Source organism: Variovorax monticola, assembly GCF_051216855.1.
In the GTDB taxonomy this organism is placed as follows: Bacteria; Pseudomonadota; Gammaproteobacteria; order Burkholderiales; family Burkholderiaceae_C; genus Variovorax.
This window is the reverse complement of record NZ_JBPJZP010000001.1, coordinates 931782-947699: the sequence shown is the minus strand read 5'-3', so window position 1 is coordinate 947699 and position 15918 is coordinate 931782. Positions and strand designations below refer to the sequence as shown.

The 15918-nt window shown below is 67.1% G+C and carries 14 protein-coding genes; 6 read left to right on the top strand and 8 right to left on the bottom strand.

Going from position 1 to position 15918, the window contains the following annotated elements; genetic code table 11:
• The first annotated feature begins 160 nt into the window (after positions 1 to 160).
• On the top strand, positions 161 to 736 hold the full coding sequence (gene tsaC / locus ACSFA5_RS04270; protein ID WP_435442766.1) for an L-threonylcarbamoyladenylate synthase type 1 TsaC: 576 nt from the start codon (positions 161 to 163) through the stop codon (positions 734 to 736).
• Here tsaC and ACSFA5_RS04265 read toward each other — a convergent pair.
• The 4 genes from ACSFA5_RS04265 to ACSFA5_RS04250 form a co-directional block, all read right to left on the bottom strand.
• Positions 733 to 2673, bottom strand: a complete 1941-nt coding sequence (locus ACSFA5_RS04265; RefSeq protein ID WP_435442765.1) for a phage integrase family protein — start codon at positions 2671 to 2673, stop codon at positions 733 to 735. The genes tsaC and ACSFA5_RS04265 overlap by 4 nt on opposite strands.
• Before the next feature lie 27 nt (positions 2674 to 2700).
• Positions 2701 to 2940: a hypothetical protein gene (locus ACSFA5_RS04260; protein WP_435442764.1), complete on the bottom strand. Its 240-nt coding sequence runs from the start codon at positions 2938 to 2940 to the stop codon at positions 2701 to 2703.
• A gap of 438 nt (positions 2941 to 3378) precedes the next feature.
• Positions 3379 to 4464 carry a ParB/RepB/Spo0J family partition protein gene (locus tag ACSFA5_RS04255; RefSeq protein ID WP_435442763.1) on the bottom strand — a complete coding sequence of 362 codons (1086 nt, stop codon included), beginning with the start codon at positions 4462 to 4464 and terminating at the stop codon, positions 3379 to 3381.
• A 444-nt stretch (positions 4465 to 4908) separates the two neighbouring features.
• A complete protein-coding gene (locus tag ACSFA5_RS04250; protein ID WP_435442762.1) occupies positions 4909 to 6063 on the bottom strand; it encodes an AAA family ATPase in 1155 nt (384 codons plus the stop codon).
• Positions 6064 to 6676: 613 nt separating this feature from the next.
• On the opposite strand from ACSFA5_RS04250, the gene ACSFA5_RS04245 reads away from it, so the two are divergent.
• From ACSFA5_RS04245 to ACSFA5_RS04235, 3 genes are all read left to right on the top strand, one after another.
• The gene (locus ACSFA5_RS04245) at positions 6677 to 8059 is read left to right on the top strand and encodes a RepB family plasmid replication initiator protein (RefSeq protein ID WP_435442761.1); all 1383 of its coding nucleotides are present in this window, start codon (positions 6677 to 6679) and stop codon (positions 8057 to 8059) included.
• A gap of 145 nt (positions 8060 to 8204) precedes the next feature.
• Complete coding sequence (locus tag ACSFA5_RS04240; protein WP_435442760.1) at positions 8205 to 8606, top strand: hypothetical protein; 402 nt, start codon at positions 8205 to 8207, stop codon at positions 8604 to 8606.
• A 210-nt stretch (positions 8607 to 8816) separates the two neighbouring features.
• On the top strand, positions 8817 to 9218 hold the full coding sequence (locus tag ACSFA5_RS04235; protein WP_435442759.1) for a nuclear transport factor 2 family protein: 402 nt from the start codon (positions 8817 to 8819) through the stop codon (positions 9216 to 9218).
• 1 nt (position 9219) lies between these two features.
• Here ACSFA5_RS04235 and ACSFA5_RS04230 read toward each other — a convergent pair whose 3' ends face one another.
• Genes ACSFA5_RS04230 through ACSFA5_RS04220 form a run of 3 tightly spaced genes read right to left on the bottom strand, consistent with a single transcriptional unit; the run spans position 9220 to position 12336 of the window.
• The gene (locus ACSFA5_RS04230; protein ID WP_435442758.1) at positions 9220 to 10425 is read right to left on the bottom strand and encodes a CaiB/BaiF CoA transferase family protein; all 1206 of its coding nucleotides are present in this window, start codon (positions 10423 to 10425) and stop codon (positions 9220 to 9222) included.
• A 10-nt stretch (positions 10426 to 10435) separates the two neighbouring features.
• Positions 10436 to 11419, bottom strand: coding sequence for a tripartite tricarboxylate transporter substrate binding protein (locus tag ACSFA5_RS04225; RefSeq protein ID WP_435442757.1), 984 nt, complete (start codon positions 11417 to 11419; stop codon positions 10436 to 10438).
• Positions 11420 to 11466: 47 nt separating this feature from the next.
• Positions 11467 to 12336: an HpcH/HpaI aldolase/citrate lyase family protein gene (locus tag ACSFA5_RS04220; RefSeq protein WP_435442756.1), complete on the bottom strand. Its 870-nt coding sequence runs from the start codon at positions 12334 to 12336 to the stop codon at positions 11467 to 11469.
• A 75-nt stretch (positions 12337 to 12411) separates the two neighbouring features.
• On the opposite strand from ACSFA5_RS04220, the gene ACSFA5_RS04215 reads away from it, so the two are divergent.
• Together ACSFA5_RS04215 and ACSFA5_RS04210 are read left to right on the top strand one after the other, a co-directional pair.
• Positions 12412 to 13329 (top strand): LysR family transcriptional regulator, encoded by a 918-nt coding sequence (locus tag ACSFA5_RS04215; RefSeq protein WP_435442755.1) that lies wholly within the window; start codon positions 12412 to 12414, stop codon positions 13327 to 13329.
• A 104-nt stretch (positions 13330 to 13433) separates the two neighbouring features.
• Positions 13434 to 14546 carry a YihY/virulence factor BrkB family protein gene (locus tag ACSFA5_RS04210; RefSeq protein WP_435442754.1) on the top strand — a complete coding sequence of 371 codons (1113 nt, stop codon included), beginning with the start codon at positions 13434 to 13436 and terminating at the stop codon, positions 14544 to 14546.
• A 21-nt stretch (positions 14547 to 14567) separates the two neighbouring features.
• Here ACSFA5_RS04210 and ACSFA5_RS04205 read toward each other — a convergent pair whose 3' ends face one another.
• A complete protein-coding gene (locus ACSFA5_RS04205) occupies positions 14568 to 15866 on the bottom strand; it encodes a cation:proton antiporter (protein WP_435442753.1) in 1299 nt (432 codons plus the stop codon).
• Positions 15867 to 15918 lie beyond the last annotated feature (52 nt).

Here is a 15918-nt window from a genome sequence, read left to right as displayed (position 1 = left end):
GCAAGCGCTGAAAGACGTGGTGCGTTGGGTCTGGCCCTCGCATGCGAACGGGTGCCTGAACGGTCCATTCGGAGGGGGTGTCGAGTTTACTTTGGCGACGCTCCGAGCCCGCCGCGTCGATAGACTGGCGCACTCCATTCCACCGGTGACGTCCCCGACCATGCAGACCTTCCCTGATTCGACAGCCGAAGCAAAACGCGTGGCGCAACGCCTGCGTGCCGGCGACGTCGTGGCCTACCCCACCGAAGCCGTCATGGGGTTGGGCTGCGATCCGTCGAACGAGGCGGCGGTGACGCGCATCTGCATGCTCAAGCAGCGCGAGGTCGCGCAGGGCGTGTTGCTGATCGCTGCGGACTTCGCGCAGGTCGCGCCCTACATCGACATGGCGCAAGTTCCCCAGGTCGCGCTCGAGCGGGTGCTGGCGAGCTGGCCCGGGCCCTTCACCTGGATCTTTCCGCGCAGCGCGCAGGTGCCGGCATGGGTGTCGGGCCGGCATCCGGGCATTGCGCTGCGTGTCACGGCCCACGCCGGCGCGGGCGCGCTGTGCCGCGCCTTCGGCGGTGCGCTGGTGTCGACCAGCGCCAATCCGCATGGCCGTCCGGCCGCACGCACGGCGAGCGAGGTGCTGTCGTATTTTCCAAGTGGCATCGACGTGCTGGTCGACGGCGCCGTGGGTGGGCTCGCGAGGCCGAGCGAGATCCGCGACGCGCTGACCGGCGAACTCGTTCGCGGCTAGCGGGGCGTGTCGGGCGCCGGCTCGGTGGCCGGTGTCCAGAAGCCCTGCATTTCCATCAGGCCCGCCCTGCTCTGTGCGCTCAGGTAGCCGGCCGTCGTGCCCACCGACACGTGGCCCAGGTTGTTCTGCACGACCTGGATCGGCACGGGCGGGCGCCCTGCCCTGCCCTGCAGCGCGTGCGCGCCGTGGGCATGGCGCAGCCAATGGATGCTGGCGCGTTGCAGATGCTCTGCCTGCACATCGTCGAGCATGCGGGCGGCCTGCGCCAGGAACAGCTTGATGGCGCTGTAGAAGCCCGAGGCCGACCACGGCTTGGGGTGCACGGGCTTCAGGTCGAAACGGGCGAGCACGTGGATGTGTCGGTTGCCCTGCGCGCCGACGCGGGGCTCGAAGCCGTGGTGCGCGAGCTCTTCCTCGAGATCGGTCACCAGCTCGGCCGGCACCGGCACTTCGCGCTGGCGCCCGGCCTTGCCTTTGACCGACAGCAGCCAGCCGCCGGCGTCGCGGCCGTCGGGCCTGCGATAGACCACCTGCTGGAGGTCGCCGCATGTGGCACCCGTGATTTCGGACAACCGCAGGCCCGTGGCGTAGACCCAGCGCATGCCGCGGCGCAGGCGACGGCCGGCTTCGGTCGCGGCGTGGCCCGCGAGCAGCGCATCTAGGTGCTCCCACTGCGCAAGGCTCAGCGTACGGTGCAGGCCCAGCGCGCGCGGCGCGTCGATCCGCTCGGTCATGGCGGCGAAAGGATTGCCTGTGAGGTAGTTCTGGCGCATCAGGAAGGCGAACAGGCTGCGCAGGATGGACATGGCCTGGCGCAGCGCCGTAGGCGCCAGGGGCCCTTCGAGCGGCCGCCACAGCGGTGACCAGCGCTGGTTGTGGCGCGGGCCGCACCACGCGGCGGGCGGGTCGCCGAGGAACAGGCGGTAGGCGACGGCGTCCTCGGCGCCGAGCGACGACAGGGCGGTCTTGCGCTCGAGCACGGCCCACAGCAGCAGCCGCTCGGCTTCCTTGCGGTAGGAACGCTGGGTGGGCGAGAGTTCGCCGGCCGCGTCCTGGGAGCGCTTGGCCGCGAGCCAGGCGCCGATGGCTTCATGGTCGGTCTGGGCCGTCAGCAGGCACTGGTCCGGCGGGGCGCGGTAGCGGCCGGCTCGCCCGTCCAGCTCGGCGGGCGCCACGAACTTCTCGAACGGAACCAAGGCGGCGCCGGGCGGCACGACCGCGGCAAGGTCGAGCGGGCCCACCTGGCGGCGCCGGTGGGCGGCATGCGTGCCCACGCGAAGGCCCAGCGGCTCCTCGTTGGCGCGCAGCCAGTCGAGGATGCGCGCGGCCTTGCGTTCGCCGACGCCCGGCACCCTCACCCACCACCGCGCACCCGCTTCGTTGATGCGCGCGACCAGCGCGGCAAGGGTCGACAGGCCGCCGAGCTCCAGCCGCGCGGCCACGGCGGGGTTGAGCCAGGCAGAGACACCGTCGGCCGCACGGGGGTCTTGCGCCGTGTGGCCTTCGAGCCAGCGCAACGCCTCGAGCTGACGCTCGACGACGCGTGCGCGGCGGGACGCGCGGCCGGCGCCGCCGCCCTGGTGCGCCCCCCCCGGGAAGGCGGCTTCGTACGCCTCGATCTGCTCGGCTTCCGAGAAGTCCTCCAGGCCCTGCGCCTGTGCGAAGTCGCTCAGGCTCGGCAACGGAGCCGCCGGGGAGAACTGCTCGGGATCGAGCAGGATCAGGCGGGCGGTGCCGGGCCGCTGCTCCCTGCGCGCAGCGGCGGCGAACTCGTCGCGGATCCAGGCGATGGTGCGGCGCACGACCCGCAGGTCGGTGTGCTCGCCTTCCAGGCGGAGGTACCGGTCCCAGGCAGTGCGCTCGTCGATGCCCTGGGCCAACGCCCGCATGAAGGCGAAGTGGCCTCGGTGCAGTTTGCGGGGCGGCAGCTTGGTCATGGGGCGGGATGCTGTGTGCTTGTCAGCTCAGTGCCAGAACTTCCACCAGGCGCGCTCGGGCGCCGGCGCAGCTGCTTCTTCAGGTGGCATGGGCGCGGACTCTTCAGCTTCGCGCATGCGACGGCGCACTTCGACTTCCAGCGCGTGTGCGGTGCCAAAGGCTTCCCGCTCGCCACGGTGCGCGCGGGCGCGCCAGGTCAGTGCCAATTCCGCGAGGGTCTCGTCATCGAAGTGTGCGAAAGGGGATGACGGGCCGGTTGATGTCATGAGTTCCTATGAGGTGATGAACTGTGTAGTGAGAGGGCATTCTATTTCGATGATTAGCCGAATAATCATTCATGCAATATTTGGATGCATTTCTAGACTCCACGATGTGACCTTGAACTAACTTGTTGATCTGATTGGAATTAATGAGAACGTCGCCGTCTGGGCCTTCCGGCGAACATGGGCTGGAAGGCCCTGGTTTCGCGCGGCAGGGGCATTTTCAGCGCCTCCGGCCGCAACTTCGACGGTACATCTGCAACCAGATCTAGATACTTGCGGCAACCTGTTGTCGCGGCAGGTAAATCGCGTTGAAGCCTGCGCCCACTTCTTGAAGAAATCTTTCACCCGGAACTGCTGAAAGGTGTAGTAGCGGCTCGTGCAACCGGGTTGGAATCCCAATGGATCTCACATCAAGGGCAGAGTGCCCGCCCTCGATCAGGTTCAACTGAAGCTGCGCGCCCTGCGAAGCGCATCAGCGATCGCGGATTCCAGCACCTCCACAGACGCCCCGATGGCGGCGCCTGAGGTCAGGGTGATGGTCACCTCCCCTGCCTTCGATCGCACCAGTGTGCCGAACTTCTGGCCGTCGGCCTGAACCTCGAGGCGCTCTGTGCGCTCGAAGCCGGGCGGCGCATCCAGCAGGCGCGCCAGCACCAGCGCAGGAGACAAGGTCTGACCCCGCAACTTTTCCACGCGCTTGAGCAGCCCGCGTCGGTCCAGCGCCATGGCGGCGTTGACCTGTTCGGCATGACGGAAGCTGATCTCCAGCGGAGACCTGAAACACTCCACGACAGCCGACGGCAGCTGCGCCACCATCAGCGCCTTGCGAACCCAGGTATGGCTGACCCCCAGCCCTTCTGCCAGCTGGCGCTGCGTCGGGAACAGTTGCTCTTCCAGCGCACGCTGGTACATCACGCCCTGTTCATACGGAGACAAGTCCGCGCGCTCGCGGTTTTCCCGGTCCATGGCCGCAAAGAGCGCCGCATCGCCAAGGTCGTCCACCCAGATCGACGCCAGCACTGGCATACCCAGCTCCAGCGACGCACGGTGGCGCCGATGACCGAAAACCAGTTCGAACTGCCCAGGCTCTTCCTTCAGCGGCCGAACAAGAATCGGCTGGACGTTACCGCCCGCATGTTCGATGTCGGCCTTGAGCCCTGCGAACTCGCTGGTCTTGAACGAAGACTCGTGGCGGTTGGCCCAGCGGCTTGGGCGAATCGTGGCGGGGTCCATCTTGCGCGTCGGCAGGGAGCCTTCGTACTGGCGCAGCTTTTCGCGCAGCGTTGCCATCTCTCCTTCGACCTGCTGGATCTGTCCGCGGAACGCGAGCATCTGGCCGGGGCCGGTGCGCGGGGCGTGGCTGCCGCCGACGGCTGGTGGAAACCTGGTTTCCACGCCCGTCGCCGCGTGTGGCGCTGTCGGCTCTTCTGCGGGTGCGGCCTTGGGCAGGTCGATGGGCATTGCAGGCGCCTGCGGAAGAGACAGGTTGGCAGTCAGCGCTTCGAGGCGCTTTCGGGTACTAGACATGGTGCGGACTCCTGAAACGTGGAAACCAGGTTTCCACAAGCGGGGATCGCGACACCCCGATCGGCGGCGACGGCGGCTTTGTCCGTCGCTGTTGGGGCGCAACTCGATGGCGCCCGTTGGTGAGAAGGGAAGACTCCGCTTCCAACTTCCAATCGATTTTCTGGCGTGCGCTACGCGTCGATTCCACGCAAGGGCACGCGTGAACCGATGGCTGTGGAAACCTGGTTTCCACAGCCACGGGAAATTCGCGCCGGGCACAGCGCGCTTTGGAGAGCTTTCCCGTATTGGCAAATGCGCAGACTGGACTCCTCAACGGTCCGGCTTTCCGACCTTCGCCTTGCCACTGCAACACGCCGCGTGGAGACCAGGTTTCCACGCCGGTGCCGGTCACCCGGCTACTCCTGGCGCTCCAAGTCATTCTGTCTTGAATGCGGTTCTCCCCCATCAGCGCGCTCTCCCTTGCGCGGACCATGCGCCGACCACGGATTGCTCGACCAGTTCCACAAACGCGTCGTACGCATCCACGGCACGCTTGTAAGTCTTCGCTGCGCCTTCGTACCGTTGCACGTCATAGACGGTCGCAAACTCGGCGGCCTTGTTGCTCGTCACGCTGGTCTTGGGAATTTCTACCGGCAGCGTGTACTCGCCGTAGGTCGCCTGGATCCATTGCCGAACAGCCGGCATGGCCGGATCGGCCGCATCGACGCGGCTCAGCAGCACGTGCAGGAACTCGAAGGCCTTGCCCTCCCGGTCCTTGCTCTGACCGTCCAGGTTGGAACCAAGGTCGGCCAGCAGCGACCAGAACTGTGCCGACGAAGCAAAGTCCAGCCCCGACGGAGGCACAGGCACCACGATGCCGTTCGCCGCCCAGAGCGCATTGATCGTCACGTAAGAAAGGGAAGGCGGCGTGTCGATGACGATCACGTCATACAGATCGCGCACGCTTTCAAGCCCGACATTGAGCACGTCCCAGAACTTCGCACCCGGCTCCTGCATCTGGCGGGCGGGCAGGGCGAACTCGGCCGAGAACAGGAACGGGGCTGCAGCCACCAGGTCGAGGCCGTCCCAGTACGTGGAGCGAATCGCATAACGGATGTCGCTCTCGGTTCCATCGCACAACGGGCCGATCGTCATGTCTTCCGTGACCTCGGCCTCGGGCAGCAAGCCGTGCAGCGTGGTGAGCGAGCCCTGCGGATCGGTGTCGATCGCCAGCACGCGGTGGCCCCGCAAGCTCAGGCCCTGTGCCAGCACCATCGCGGTGGTCGTCTTTGCTACGCCGCCCTTGAAGTTACCGACGGCGATGGTGATCGCCTTGCGTCCGGTCGGGCGCATCTTGTCGGCGCGGTAGGTGCGCGTCCAGCGGCGGAGTTCTTCGAGTTCGAAGGTGCGCTTGCCGCCCGAAGGCGTCAGGCGGCCGGCCGGAAGATCTTCCTTGGTGATGCGATAGGCCACGTGCGCCTTGTCGACACCGCAAAGCGCAGCGAGCTGCGCAGTGGAATAGACCGGCGGAATCTTGCGGGCCTCGGGGGCCAGCAGCATCCCGCGGATCTGCTCGACCATGGAACCGGCCCGCGTGGCAAGGCCCGCGATGCGCTCCATGTTGATGACTTGCCTCGGGGGCGACTGGGTGTCGGTGGAAACCTGGTTTCCACTGACGGGAGGCACGGGGACGGACATTGGGTAGACCCTATTCGACAGAATCCGCCAATTCTACGAGAATCCATCGAATGAACAAGTTATACCGATTCCTCAGTCTTCGCACACCTGCCTAATGTGAGAACCGATAGGGAACCCCGTCCTGACGCCCTTGCACAAGGGGCGATTTTGCGGTGTTGCGCCCTCCCCGGGTGCCCCCTGTGCTCTGTCGAGGCTCATTCAGGACAGATAACAGGGCGGAACTGCAGAAAAGGCACCCTTGGGATGGCAAGAACCCCATATCCACTCACATCAAACCCCATAGATACACACAACAACGGCTGAAGAACCCCAATCGATCTCACATCAAATCCCAGCCGATCTCACATTGAATCCCAGAATCACTCACACAACCCGCGCCAAGTCCTTGTCATGCAACAAGAATTTCACTTGCCAAACTCTTCAATTTTCCAAGTGTTATTTATCAAATAGAACAAGACGGGCCGATTCTTTGTGATTTGACCCATTCACAATACGAAGGCATGATGTGAACCCAAGCAATTGCGATACATCAGACATGGCCGAGGAAGACGTTCCCCCCAGCGCTCCGCGCCAGCTTCCCACCGCGGAAGAGCAAAGCGTTGCCAAGGCGAACGAAGCCATCGCCATCCGCCCCAAGCGCGGGCGCCTCACGCTGCTCTCGCGCCGCATCTACAACGCCTTGCTGTACCACTCGCAGCGCCAGGGCGTGGACGAACCCGTCTACAAGCTCGCGCTGAGCGAACTCATCGGCGACGCACGCTTCAACTCCAACAACACCGAACTGCTCAAGGCACACCTGCGCGACATGCAGGCGACGACCATCGAATGGTCGACCAGCGGCCCCGCGCTGAAGCGCTGGGTGTCGTCCCAGCTGCTCGGCACCGTCACCATCGAGGAGCAGGGCAGGGGACGCCCCTGCATGGTGACCTGGCGCTATCCGGAGGAGATCAAGGAGCGTCTGGTGCGCCCGCACCAGTACACCCGCGTGCTGCTCGAAATCAGCGGCCAGATGCGCAGCTACTCCGCCGCCGTGCTGTACGAGATCGGCGCGCGCTATCTCACATCGCCCGGGCGCCTGTCGATGCGCGAGGACGTGGTGTGGTGGGCAGCCGTGCTGACCGGGCGCAGCGACATCAAGGAGGTCGACTACCGCTTTCTCAAGCGCGACGTGATCTCCAAGGCCCTGGCCGAAATCGACGCCCTGTGCGAAGACTTCAGCATCGAGCTCATCGAGCACAAGCGCGGTCGAAAGATCGAGGAGATCCAGTTCCGCGTGATCCCCAAGGTGCAGCAGCGCCTGGGTGACATTCCCAACGCAGAGCGCAACGTCTTCGACCTGGCGCTCGTGGGCCGGCTCATCGCGCTCGGCATCAAGCAGGAAGAGGCTCAAGACCTCTACGCCACCACCGACGAGAACCAGTTGCGCGCCACGCTCGACCACGTCGATCAGCGCCTGCTCAGCCCGACCATGCCCGAGCTCAAATCGCCCGCCGCGTATTTCAAGGACGCGCTCAAGAAGGGCTATGCGGCCGTCAAGTCCCTGCCAGTTGCCGACACGGCAAAGCCAGCGGCGTCAGCGAGCACTAACACCGCAGCGCATCCGGTGATCTCGCTCTCGCCGTCCGACCGCATGCAGCGCATCCGCGAGCTCTGGGAAAACGACCGCATGGCCCAGGCCCGCGCGATGTTCGCCGAAATGCAACCGCCCTCGCAAGGCGAGTTGCGCAGCCAGTTCGAAGCGCAGCGGCTGGAACAGCTGGCCCTGCCCATCGCCCGCGCCTGGCGGCGCGACGGTCCCGCCAGCCGCGTGGCGGCCAGCACGTTCTACAAGTGGGTGGCCCAGACCACCTGGCCGGAGGAGCCCTCCGATCGCGTGCTTCTCGACTTCGCACTTCAGCGCGGCGTGGCCGGCATCTGACGGCGCCACACGCTTGGGCGTGTGACTTTTTCCTCGGATATGAGATCGGCCTACAGACCGTGGCGTCAATGGCCTCCTGGCGGCATTGCGCCATTGCTTCGACCATGCGTCTGGACTCACTTGTTGCCACACGGCACGCCGACGCATGAACGACGAATGGACCAACCCGGACAACGCCGAAGACTGGCTGTATTTCTTTCACAAGGAAGGCCGCAGGCGCACTCCCGCCAAGATCAGCCGGAACGCCCTGGAAACCTGTTTTCACTCAGCGGCCGGCGAGAGCCTGGTCAACATCTACGTGGCCAACACCCAGACCATCGAGGAACAGGTGCGTGTGCGGCTCAGGGCCGGTGGGCGCTTCACCGCTGAAATGCCGCTCGCCTTGACCGCCCGGGATTTCGAATCGCGCAGGCTTGCGATGTATGCCGACCTCGTGGCCTCGCCGATGGTCGACCCGACCGCGCAGGAGCTGCTCGGCAGGTTCACGGCCGAGGAGTTGGAAGCGGTCGCGTTGTGGATGCGAAGCCGATCCAGCGCGCAAGGCTAGCATTCGGGGTGTTCGAAGCAGCAGAGCCGCTGCGCGTGATGCTTCAGTAATACGTGCCGTTAGTGGCTTTTGCCGATGTGGGCTTCGTAGCCTTCTTCGGATCGAGCAGGTTCTCCCTCGCTGGGGTGGAAGCCGCACGGGCGACAGGCAAAGCAGCGGTCTTGGATAGACTGCGCGCCGGTTACTCGCTTCACCTCACCCGGAGACTCCATGCCGATCGACACCCTTGCAACCTGGCACCGGCTCGTCGAGAGCCATGACGCGGCAGGGCTCGATGCCCTGCTCGACGACGAGGCGGTCTTTCACTCACCGGTGGTTCACAAGCCGCAGGTGGGCAAGGCCGTCACGCAGAAGTACCTGGCCGCGGCGTTCCAGGTGTTCTTCAACGACAGCTTTCGCTACGTGCGAGAACTCAAGGGCGAGCGCGACGCCGTGCTCGAGTTCATGGTCGAGCTCGACGGCATCACCGTCAACGGCGTCGACATGCTCAAGTGGAACGACGCCGGCAGGATCACCGAGTTCAAGGTGATGCTGCGCCCATTGAAGGCCGTGAACCTCATCCACGAAAAGATGGGCGCCATGCTCCAGGCGCACGTCCGGCCCGCGTCTTAGGTCACTCGACGCTGGGGCGCGCGCTGCCTCGCGACGCCAGCACACCGTGCGTGTGCTGCCCCAGCGTGGGCGCGGCGAAAGGCTCGGGCCCCGGCGTGCGCCCGAACTGCACCGACCGGGTGAAGCCGCGGTAGGTGCCCAGCGTGGGGTGCGCGAAGTTCGCCACCATGTCCTCGGCCAGCACCTGCGGGTTGTCGAACATGTCCTCCACGGTGCGGGCCGCCGCGCAGGGCACCTCTTCGCCGAACAGTTCCTCCCATTCGAGCGCGGAGCGTTCCGCCAGTGCTTCGCGCAGCAGGGGAACGATCTGCGCGACGTGCTGCGCACGCTTGCGCACCGAGTCGTAGCGCTCGTCGCGGGCCAGCTGCGGCAGCCCGACCTTGGCGCACAGCGCCTGCCAGAAATGCGGCGTGTTGGCCGAGATGTAGAGGTGGCCCTCGCGGGTCGGGTGAAGGCCGGTGATGCCGCCCGAGCGCATGTCGCGCCCCACGTCCTTCGGCTCGCCCTCGGCCCACACCATGCGGGCCGACTGCATGGCGAGCGCGGAGCGCAGCAGCGACACGCCCACGTACTGGCCCTCGCCGCTCTTCTCGCGCTCGTACAGCGCCGAGGCCACGCCCGCGGCCACCAGCGCGGCCGCGTAGTAGTCGACCACCGAGCCGTAGATGATCTCGGGCGGCTCGCCGCGCTTGCCCTGCAGCGCGCACATGCCGGTCATGCTCTGCAGCACCTGGTCGTAGCCCGCCTTCTCGCGCAGCGGGCCGGTCTCTCCGTAGCCGGTCACGGCGCAGTAGATCAGGCGAGGGTTCAGTCCCTTCAGCTGGTCGTACGCAATGCCCAGCCGCGGCGGCACGCTGGGGCGGAAGTTGTGCACCAGCACATCGGCCGTGCGCACCAGCGCCATGAGCGCGGCCAGGTCGTTCGCATCCTTCAGGTCGAGCAGCACGCCGAGCTTGCTGCGGTTCACGCCGATGAACGCGCGGCTCTCGGCCTCCAGCGTCGACGGGTACTTGCGCAGGTTGTCACCGGCGGGCGGCTCGATCTTGATGACTTCCGCGCCCTGGTCGGCCAGCAGCGAGCAGCCGTACGGGCCCGCGATGTACGCGCTCAGGTCGAGCACGCGAAGCCCGCTCAACGGCCCGCTCGGGCCCTTGCGCTCGGGAAGGCGCTCGGTGTCTGTGCTGTCGTCGGGCGCGGTGATGCTCATGGGTGTTCACTCAATCGGCGGTGATGTTCTGTTGCTTCGCGAGCTTCTTCCATCGCGCCACGTCCTCGGTGATCACCGCGCCGAACTGCGCCGGCGAAAGCGGCGTGGCGATCGCGCCTTCGCGCAGGAAGTTGGCCGCGACGGCCGGCCTGGCCAGGATCTGGTTGACGGCGCGGTTGAGCGTGCCCACCACCTCGCTCGGCGTGCCCACCGGTGCCAGCAGGCCCCACCAGAGCTCGAATTCATAGCCGGGCACCGCTACCGACATCGGCGTGAGCTCGGGCGCGACCGGGCTCGGCTTCAGGCTGGTGATGCCCACGGCGCGCAGCTTGCCCGCGCGCACCATCGGCAGCAGCGACGGCCCGCTGGAAATCAGCAGCTGCGTCTGGTTGCCGATCAGGTCGGTCACGGCCGGGCCCATGCCCTTGTAGGGGATGTGCGCGATCTGCAGGTCGCCCACCTTGGCCTTGAGCAGTTCGGTGCCGAACTGGTTCACGCTGCCCGAGCCCGACGACGCATAGTTGTACTGGCCCGGCCTCGCCTTGATGGCGGCGATGAGCTCGGCCGGCGTCTTCGCGGGAAACTCGTTGTTCACCGCGACGATGAACGGGCCCTTGGCGAACATGGCCACCGGCGCGAGGCCGTTCACGGGGTCGAAGGGCAGCTTCGACTGCACGGCCGCGTTGGTCGTCATGCTGGACGACACCGCCACCAGCGTGTAGCCGTCGGGCGCGGCCCGCGCCACTTGCCCGGTGCCGGTGTTGCCGCTCGCGCCGGGGCGGTTGTCGATGATCACGGGCTGCTTGAGCTCGTCGCCGAGTTCCTTGGCGACCTGGCGCGCGAAGGTGTCGTTCGAGCCGCCGGCGGGGTAGGGCACCACGATCGTGATGCTCCTGGTGGGGTAGGGTGCCTGCGCGAAGGCGCCGGCCGACAGCAGGCAGCCAGCGGCGAGCACGGCCGCTGCGAGCGGACGAAGGGTCGAGCGAATTTTCATTTTTTGTCTCCGGTTTCTTTTTTTGAATTCGGGTGGCAACCGCAGGCTCAGCCTGCAAGCAGCCCCAGGTTGCGCGCGCTCTCGACGATCGCTCGCGCGCGGATCACGAACGGGATGTCGATCATTCGTCCGTCCACCACATAGGCACCCATGCCGCGGGCATCGGCCTCGCGGGCCGCCTCCACCACCTTGCAGGCATGCGCGATCTCCTCGTCGGTGGGGCGGAACACGTCGTTCGATATCGCGATCTGGCTCGGGTGGATGCACGTCTTTCCCAGAAAGCCCAGGTCGCGCGCCAGCATCGCCTCGGCGCGGTATCCCTCGGCATCGCCGATGTTCGCGAAGGCGCCGTCATAGGCATACACCCCCGCCTCGCCGGCAGCGATGCGCACCGCGAACATCGCCTGGCGGATCGCGCACGGTTCGCGCCGCGCGATGCCCAGCGGCTCGAACAGGTCGCCCAGCCCCAGCTGCAGCCCCGCCACGCGCGGATGCGCAAGCGCCAGCGCCGAAGCCGTGCGCAAGGCGCAGGGCGTCTCGATGTTCAGCAGCAGGCCGATGGGTGCCTGCACGCCGTTGGCGCGCTCCGCGCGCTCGATGGCTTCGACGGCCGTGCGCACGTGCGCAGGGCTTTGCGGCTTGGGCAGGTTGACCAGGTGCACGCCCGGTTGCACCGCTGCCGCCACGTCGCGCTCGAAGTGCGGCGTGTCCATGGCGTTCACGCGAACGATCAATGTCTTTCGCGACGAAGCCGCGTCGCCGCGGGCCAGCCAGTGGCGCACGGTCTCGCGCGCCTCGTCCTTGCGCGGCTCGGACACCGCGTCTTCCAGGTCGAGGCAGATGGCGTCCGCCGCGCTGGAGAGTGCCTTGGCGAACAGCTCGGGGCGGGTGCCGGGTACGAAGAGTTTGCTTCTCATGGCCGCAGTGTCCGCAGTTCATGAGATGAGAAAAGCAGGCACTCCCTGCGATCACATCGCAGAAAATCTATCTTCATGGAAACCGCCTACCTGCACAGCTTTCTCCTGGTGGTGGAGTCGGGCTCGATGTCCGAGGCCGCGCGCCGGCTCGACCTGACCCCCGGCGCCGTCGCCCAGCAGATCCGCGCGCTCGAGCGCGAACTCAACGCGCCGCTGCTCGCGCGCGCCGGCCGCACGGTGCAGCCCACCGAGGCGGGCCACCAGCTGGTGGCCCGCGCCCGCGCGCTGCTGCGCGAGGTGGGCGACATCAAGGCGCTGCTGGGCAGCGGCGCGGCCGGAGGCGAACTCGCCATCGGCACCATCAACACGGCCCTCCACAGCCTGCTGCCCGACATCCTCGCGCGCTTCGTCAGGACGCATCCGCACGCCAAGGTGTTCCTCAAGTCGGGCACCACCGCCACGCTCTACAAGGGGGTGCAGCAAGGCGAGCTCGACGCCGCCGTGTGCGAGTACCCGCCGTTCGCGCTCGCCAAGACCTTCGACTGGTCGCTGCTGCGCGAGGAGCCGCTGGTGCTGCTCGCGCCCAGCCGCCTCGCGCGGCGCGATCCGCACGAACTGCTGCGCACGTCGCCGCTGATCCGCTACGACCGCAGCCTGGGCAGCGGCAAGCAGGCCGACCGCTACCTGCGCGCCGCGGGCATCGTGCCGCAGGAGCGCTTCGAACTCAGCTCGCTGCTGGCCATCGCGATGATGGTCGACCGTGGCCTGGGCGTCTCGCTGGTGCCCGACATCGCTTCGCCGCTGCTGGACGGCCAGAAGGTCGTGAAGATCCGGTTGCCGATGCCGTCGCAGTCGCGGCGCTTCGGCATCCTGTGGCTGCGCGCGTCGGCGCGGCTGCGGTTGATCCAGGGCTTCGTCGAGAGTGCGCGCATCGTCACCCCGGGCAAGGACGGCGCGCGCCGCCCCCTCGCGCGGGCGGGCAACCCGGCCTGAGCCTGCCCCACGGACGCGCGAATTTCCTACTTCGCGTGGCCGTGGAAGCGGCGACTCTTTCTGCAACATGTCGCCGAGTCCGGCCGACGCCCATGGAGCACACCTTGACCACCGCCGCCCTCAAGCCGAAGTTCATGCAGCTCTACCGCCTGTGCCGCGATGCCGCCTTGGCCTGGATCGACGACTTCGCCCCCAGCATGGGCGCGGCGATCTCGTACTACACGATGTTCTCGCTGGCGCCGTTGCTCGTGATCGTCATCGCGGTGGCGGGCGCGTTGTTCGGCGCGGAAGCCGTGCGCGGGCAGATCGCCGGGCAGCTGTCGGGCGTGATCGGGCAAGAGGGCGCGCTGGCGGTCCAGGGCCTGATCAAGAGCGCGAGCGAACCCTCGCGCGGGCTCATTGCGGGCGGCATCAGCATCGTCGTGCTGATCGTGGGCGCCACCACGGTCTTTGCCGAACTGCAAAGCGCGCTCGACCGCATCTGGCACGTGCCGGAGCGGGCCAAGCCCAAGGGCCTGTGGGGCATCCTGCGCGCGCGGGTGCTGTCGTTCGGCCTGATCCTGGGCCTCGCGTTCCTGCTGATGGTCTCGCTCGTCGTCAGCGCCGGCCTGGCGGTGCTCGGAGCCTGGAGCACGGGCCTGTTCCCCGGGTGGGAGCTGCTGCTGCAATCGCTGAACGTCGGGGTGTCGCTGGGCATCCTCACCTTGCTGTTCGCGATGATCTTCAAGTTCATGCCGAGCGCGCCCATTGCATGGCGCGACGTCTGGATCGGCGCGGCCGTCACCGCCGTTCTCTTCGAGGTCGGCAAGGTGCTGATCGGCCTCTACCTCGGCAAGAGCGGCGTGAACGAATCCTTTGCCGCGGCCGGCTCGCTGGTCGTGCTGCTGGCCTGGGTGTACTACGCGGCGCAGATCTTCCTGCTCGGTGCCGAGTTCACCAAGGTGTATGCCACCGCGCACGGCTCCGTCGCCGCGGCCAAGGCCCAGGCTGCCACGCACGACGCGGCACGGCAGGCCGATGCCGGGACCGACGGCGCCGTGCAGCAGCCCGACGCGCAAGGCATCGCACGCATCGAAGCCGCGCAACAGCTGGTGGCGCAACGTACGCGCAAGGCAACGGCCACGCTCACGCGGCAGTTGATCGGCCTGGCGGCGGTCAGCGTGGCGAGCGCCTGGGTGGCGCGCCGGCACCGCAAGCGGGCGCGTCCAGCCGCATGAGGGCATGCGGCATCGGTTCGGTCAGCGCCGCCGCCGGCCGGCCGCCTGGTAGATGTTCATCAGCGGCGTGGCCGAGATGCCGTGAACGACCACCGACAGCGCCACCGTGACCAGCACGGCGCCCCCGATAGCGCCGATCTCGGACGACGGCGCGCCGTGCGTCGATGCGTAGGCCAGGTAGTAGATGGAGCCCACGCCGCGAATGCCGAACCATGCGCCGAGCCGGCGCTGCGACGCGCTCCATGGCCCGCCCAGCGTCGAGATGTACACGGCGACCGGGCGGGCGATGGCGACGAGGACGCCTGCGATCAACAGGTTCCTGAATGTCAGCATCTCGGTGCGCAGCAGGCATCCGATGACCAGCATCGCCGCCAGCTCCACGAACTTCTCCAGCTCCTTGGCGAACGCCAGAACGTCGCGTGTCATGGCACCGGCGGTCCTGGCCTGTTCGATCGCTACGACCTTGGCTTCACGCGGTGCCGCGCCGGTGCGCGCTTCGTCGGCCTTGTCTTCGACGGCGTGCTCGACATTGCGCATGCTCAGCCCCGCGACGAACACGGCAAGGAAGCCGTACACCGACGCATGCAGTGCGATGCCGTAGGTCAGCGCGATGAGCCCCAGCGCAAGAAAGCTCTCCATGCCCATCGCCTGCTTCTTCTCGTTCTGCAGGAAGAGCACGAGCCGCGTGAATGCCGCGCCGCAGGTCCAGCCCAGCGCAAGGCCGCCCCCCACGGCCCACACCACATCCAGCCCCAGCCAGCGCAGCCCGCCGGTGCCCAGTTCGTGCGCACCGGCCAGGCCGAGCGCCAGCATCACGAACGGAAAGGCCGCGCCGTCGTTCAGGCCGCCCTCGGCGGTGAGTCCGAAGCGAAGGTCGTCCTGGTCGTTCTCGTGCCGCACCTGCACGTCGGAGGCCAGCACCGGGTCCGTTGGCGCGAGGATGGCCGCGAGCAGCAGCGCGCTGGCCAGCGTCAGGTGCAATGCAAGACCCGCCAGCGTCATCAGCGCGATGGTGATGACCATGCCCGCGGTGGCGAGCAACACCGGCTGGAACCAGCTGGACACCTGCATGCGAATGCGAAGGCGCAGCCCCACGGCGAAGAGCGACACCAGCACCGCGACCTCGGCGATGGTCTCGACGAGTCCTGCATCTGCCTTCATGCCCAGCTTCACCAGGTTGAAGCCGCCGGGGCCTGCAATGAAGCCCAGGCCCATGTAGAGCGCCGCGGCGCTGATGGGCAAGGTCTTGAGCAGCGTGCCGGACAGCGCCATCAGGATCAGCAGCGCGCCGACCATGAGATCCCAGGTCGCCGCGGTCATGAGATCGGCCGGAAAGGCATCGCGCCGGCGGCCGGGTAGAGGTCGGCGATCA

Coding starts and splice junctions, on each gene's coding strand:
- ACSFA5_RS04220 (WP_435442756.1), bottom strand. CDS start 12,336: ATGAGAAGCAAACTCTTCGTACCCGGCACCCGCCCCGAGCTGTTCGCC.
- ACSFA5_RS04245 (WP_435442761.1), top strand. CDS start 6,677: ATGGCCGAGGAAGACGTTCCCCCCAGCGCTCCGCGCCAGCTTCCCACC.
- ACSFA5_RS04260 (WP_435442764.1), bottom strand. CDS start 2,940: ATGACATCAACCGGCCCGTCATCCCCTTTCGCACACTTCGATGACGAG.
- ACSFA5_RS04230 (WP_435442758.1), bottom strand. CDS start 10,425: ATGAGCATCACCGCGCCCGACGACAGCACAGACACCGAGCGCCTTCCC.
- ACSFA5_RS04215 (WP_435442755.1), top strand. CDS start 12,412: ATGGAAACCGCCTACCTGCACAGCTTTCTCCTGGTGGTGGAGTCGGGC.
- ACSFA5_RS04225 (WP_435442757.1), bottom strand. CDS start 11,419: ATGAAAATTCGCTCGACCCTTCGTCCGCTCGCAGCGGCCGTGCTCGCC.
- ACSFA5_RS04250 (WP_435442762.1), bottom strand. CDS start 6,063: ATGGAGCGCATCGCGGGCCTTGCCACGCGGGCCGGTTCCATGGTCGAG.
- tsaC (WP_435442766.1), top strand. CDS start 161: ATGCAGACCTTCCCTGATTCGACAGCCGAAGCAAAACGCGTGGCGCAA.
- ACSFA5_RS04240 (WP_435442760.1), top strand. CDS start 8,205: ATGAACGACGAATGGACCAACCCGGACAACGCCGAAGACTGGCTGTAT.
- ACSFA5_RS04205 (WP_435442753.1), bottom strand. CDS start 15,866: ATGACCGCGGCGACCTGGGATCTCATGGTCGGCGCGCTGCTGATCCTG.
- ACSFA5_RS04235 (WP_435442759.1), top strand. CDS start 8,817: ATGCCGATCGACACCCTTGCAACCTGGCACCGGCTCGTCGAGAGCCAT.
- ACSFA5_RS04265 (WP_435442765.1), bottom strand. CDS start 2,673: ATGACCAAGCTGCCGCCCCGCAAACTGCACCGAGGCCACTTCGCCTTC.
- ACSFA5_RS04255 (WP_435442763.1), bottom strand. CDS start 4,464: ATGTCTAGTACCCGAAAGCGCCTCGAAGCGCTGACTGCCAACCTGTCT.